This is a genomic window from Mesorhizobium sp. M4B.F.Ca.ET.089.01.1.1, from assembly GCF_004022605.1.
GTDB lineage: Bacteria > Pseudomonadota > Alphaproteobacteria > Rhizobiales > Rhizobiaceae > Mesorhizobium > Mesorhizobium abyssinicae.
This window is the reverse complement of record NZ_RZOS01000480.1, coordinates 1-3,990: the sequence shown is the minus strand read 5'-3', so window position 1 is coordinate 3,990 and position 3,990 is coordinate 1. Positions and strand designations below refer to the sequence as shown.

Sequence of the window (3,990 nt, the reverse complement as noted above, 5' to 3'; positions counted from 1 at the left end):
CGACCGATTGGTCAGAAGTTTCGACGACATCGACCGGGTGCTTTCTGACCTGGCGGCCTCGCCCGCGCAATCCGTGGTCCGCGTCAGCGTCGAACCATCGCTCGCCGCCGTGTGGCTGGTCCCGCGGCTCAATCGCTTTCGCCAATTGCGGCCCGACATCGACGTGTCGCTGGAAGTCGATGTGCGACCGATCGAGTTCCGCAGCGATCAGCCCGAACTCGCCTTGCGTTTCAGCGCGCACGCCACGTCATGGCCGCGCGCTGAAGCCGAGCGCCTGGTCTCGACTGTCGATTCACCTGTCTTGTCACCGGGCTTGCTGGCATCGGGCCCTCCCCTGGAAAAGCCGATCGACCTTCGCCATTACACCCTGCTGCACGAAGAAAACCGCCAGGGTTGGGCGCGCTGGTTCCAGGCTGCCGGCGTGCCCGCCGACGCGGTAGCCGCGCGAGGCCCGATGCTGGCAGACATCTCGCTTTCGAAGCAGGCGGCCCTGCTCGGCCATGGCGTGGCCCTCGGCGATCTCCTACAGGTCGGCGAGGAACTCGCGTCAGGCACTTTGATAAAGCCGTTCGACATCGATGTTGCTTCCGGCGCCTATTGGCTGGTGGCCAGGAGCTTGCGGGATCTGCCGGAACCCGCCAAGGCGTTCGCCGAGTGGATCAGAAGCGAGTTCGCCGTGACCAGAAGAGCTGCCTAGCCCGATCCTCAGGCCGCCTGCCCGGCCCGCTTCCTCTCGATCTGGCCGATGGCGTCGACCACGGCATCGAAGGTCAGCATGGTCGAGGCATGGCGCGCCTTGTAGTCGCGCACCGGCTCCAGGAATTTGAGGTCGGCGAAGCGGCCCTCGGGCGGCGCGCCGTTTTCCTTCAACATCTTCAGCATGGTTTCGCGCACTGCGCGCAACTCATCGGCGTGGGCGCCGACGACATTCTGGGCCATGATCGAGGACGAGGCCTGGCCGAGCGCACAGGCCTTCACGTCATGCGCGAAATCGGTGACGACGTCGCCGTCCATCTTGAGGTCGACGGTGACGGTCGAGCCGCACAGCTTGGAATGCGCGCGCGCCGTCGCATCGGGCTGCTCGAGCCGGCCGATCCGGGCGATGTTCCCGGCGAAGCCGAGGATTTTCGCATTGTAGACGTCGTCGATCATATTTTTCCAATCTGTCGCCGCCCAGCGAACAAGGATTGCCGCTGATGCGTCTTTCATTCGCTCGGCACGACCATATATAATGCTGGCAGTCGGGCATCGACAAGGCAGCCAAAAGCCGCCATCGCTGCCCAAATTTGTTCACGCCGCTTGCGGGCTGGAAACCGGGCGAGTTTCTAACACCCGAAAGGTCGTGGTCCGTTCAACTCGTTCCTCCTGAGAGAGGGACTACGGGAGACGCCTTTTATGGATGCCGTCATCAAGAAACTCATGCCACCCTCCGAATACATGGAGAAGCCGATCACCGATCGGCCGAGCGAAGCCGAGGTCGAGGCCGCCGTGCGCACGCTGCTGCGCTGGACCGGCGACAATCCGGATCGCGAGGGCCTGATCGACACGCCGAAGCGTGTGACCAAGGCGTTCCGCGAAATGTTCAACGGCTACGACATGTGCCCGGCCGACGAACTCGGCCGCACCTTCGAGGAAGTCGCCGGCTATGACGACCTCGTCATCGTCAGGGACATAAAATTCCATTCGCATTGCGAGCACCACATGGTGCCGATCATCGGCAAGGCGCATGTCGGCTACCTGCCCGACGGCAAGGTCGTCGGCCTTTCCAAGATCGCCCGCGTCGTCGATATCTTCGCCCATCGCCTGCAGACGCAGGAAGCGATGACGGCGCAGATCGCCGGCGTCATCCAGGACGTGCTCAATCCGCGCGGGGTCGCCGTCATGATCGAGGCCGAGCATATGTGCATGGCCATGCGCGGCATCCGCAAGCAGGACTCCACCACGCTGACCTCGACCTTCACCGGCGTCTTCAAGGACACGCCCGAGGAGCAGGTCCGCTTCGTCACCATGGTGCGCGGCTGATCGTCGGCCGTCACCTGCCAAAGGCGTAGGCTTAGTCGAAAATGGTGGTTTCCGAGGTCCGGAGCTGAGCGTATGAAAAGTACGTGAGCACTGGAAGCGGCGGAAGCCGCCATTTTGCATGGCCCAGCCTCCCCTGAATATCTTTAATAGCTAAGGACCGGCGATGTCGGCACTGCAATTCCCAGAGGCTCCATCAGACAAGAAAGCGCTGGAGGAAGGCACCGCCTTTTCGCCGCGCTTCGATGCAGCCGGCCTTGTCACCGCGGTCGTCACCGACGCCGAGGACGGCAAGCTGCTGATGGTCGCGCACATGAATGCCGAGGCACTGGCGCTGACGCTGGAAACCGGCATCGCCCACTACTGGTCGCGCTCCCGCAACGCGCTGTGGAAGAAGGGCGAGACCTCGGGCAATGTCCAGACCGTCGTCGAGATGCTCACAGATTGTGACCAGGATTCGATATGGCTTCGCGTGAAAGTGTTGGGCCACGACGCAACCTGTCACACCGGTCGACGTTCCTGCTTTTATCGGACGGTGGGGCTGAACGACGGCAAGGCGGTGCTTGCCGACGACGGCAGCAGGCCGCTGTTCGATGCGGGTGAAACGTATCGGAAGCCGGTGTGAACCATTCAATATTCACAAACCACTCATGTTCACTATTCTCAAACATCCTTGCTGTAGAAGGAATGTGGGATAAGGGGAGATTATGATGCTCGAATGGGCGTCATTACGTGGCAGACCAGATGTTCGAGAGGCCAACGGCCCCTCCTCGTCCGGCGGCGCATCCGACCAGAAGCCTGGCAAGAAGACGGGTATTTCGCTGGCGCTCGGCGGTGGCTGCGCGCGCGGCTGGGCCCATATCGGCGTGCTGCGCGCGCTCGACGAGGCCGGCATTGAAGTGTCGATGATCGCCGGCACCTCGATCGGCGCCCTGGTCGGCGGCTGCTACCTGGCCGGCAAGCTGGACCAGTTGGAGGAATTCGCCCGCAGCCTGACCAAGCGGCGCATCTTCGGCCTCCTCGATCTCAATCTGCGCGGCAGCGGCCTGTTCGGCGGCCTGAAGCTCGACGCAAGGCTGCGCGAGCATATGGCCGGCATCCGCTTCGAGGACCTGTCGAAGCCCTTCGTCGCCGTCACCTCGGAAATCCGCACCGGCCATGAGATCTGGCTGTCCAACGGTTCGCTGATCACGGCCATGCGCGCTTCTTATGCGCTGCCGGGCGTGTTCGAGCCGGTGAACTGTAACGGCCGCGTTCTGGTCGACGGCGCGCTGGTCAACCCGGTGCCGGTTTCGGTCTGCCGCGCCTACGAGCAGCCGCTCGTCGTGGCGGTCAACCTCCACTATGACCTGTTCGGCCGCGCCGCCGTCATCAAGCACAGCGCCGGCGAGCTGGTCATCGAGAAGGACGCGCCTCAACCCGGCCACATCGATGCTGCGCACCAGTCGCACCAGACGCGGCTTGGCATCACCGGCGTCATGGTCGAAGCCTTCAACATCATCCAGGACCGGATCTCGCGCGCCAGGCTCGCCGGCGACCCGCCCGACATGTCGCTGCAGCCCAAGCTCAGCCATATCGGCCTGACCGAATTCCATCGCGCCGACGAGGCGATCAGCCTCGGCTACCAGGCGACGAAGGCGCAGATCGGCGAACTGACCCGGCTGCAGACCGTTCTCGCCTAATTCACGATCACCCGAAAGCCTCAGGCCAGCGCCGCGTCGGTGATGCGGAACTGCACCGTGCGGTTGCCGTTCCAGTAGTTGCCGGACAGCGACCCGGCGATATGCACCGTCCTGCCCCGGTTCCTGAACAGGAATTCGCCGAGCGCCGTATCGACGGCGCGAAAGGCGATCGCCTGGATGCGGCCGCCGCTTTGCGACTGCAGCTCGGCGCGGATGTGATTGGTGCCGACCGGCCGCGCGTCGGTCAGCCGGGGGCGCGGCAGCGCGACCACAGGCGCGACATGGCCGG

5 protein-coding genes and 1 pseudogene are annotated in these 3,990 nt (G+C 63.8%); 4 read left to right on the top strand and 2 right to left on the bottom strand.

Annotated elements, in window-relative coordinates:
* Positions 1-697: LysR substrate-binding domain-containing protein (locus EN780_RS28945; protein ID WP_128275995.1), on the top strand; the 697-nt coding region annotated here is incomplete at its 5' end.
* 8 nt (positions 698-705) lie between these two features.
* Here EN780_RS28945 and EN780_RS28940 read toward each other — a convergent pair.
* Entirely contained in the window at positions 706-1,152 is a 447-nt protein-coding gene (locus EN780_RS28940; RefSeq protein WP_127283318.1) for an iron-sulfur cluster assembly scaffold protein, read from the bottom strand.
* A 243-nt stretch (positions 1,153-1,395) separates the two neighbouring features.
* On the opposite strand from EN780_RS28940, the gene folE reads away from it, so the two are divergent.
* The 3 genes from folE (at position 1,396) to EN780_RS28925 (ending at position 3,701) form a co-directional block, all read left to right on the top strand.
* Entirely contained in the window at positions 1,396-2,022 is a 627-nt protein-coding gene (folE, locus tag EN780_RS28935) for a GTP cyclohydrolase I FolE (RefSeq protein WP_127283317.1), read from the top strand.
* 163 nt (positions 2,023-2,185) lie between these two features.
* Complete coding sequence (hisI, locus tag EN780_RS28930; RefSeq protein ID WP_127283316.1) at positions 2,186-2,644, top strand: phosphoribosyl-AMP cyclohydrolase; 459 nt, start codon at positions 2,186-2,188, stop codon at positions 2,642-2,644.
* 85 nt (positions 2,645-2,729) lie between these two features.
* Entirely contained in the window at positions 2,730-3,701 is a 972-nt protein-coding gene (locus EN780_RS28925) for a patatin family protein (RefSeq protein WP_127311330.1), read from the top strand.
* Between the two features lie 20 nt (positions 3,702-3,721).
* Here the strand turns inward: EN780_RS28925 and EN780_RS28920 are convergent.
* Positions 3,722-3,990, bottom strand: a pseudogene (locus tag EN780_RS28920) (single-stranded-DNA-specific exonuclease RecJ); the annotation flags it as partial.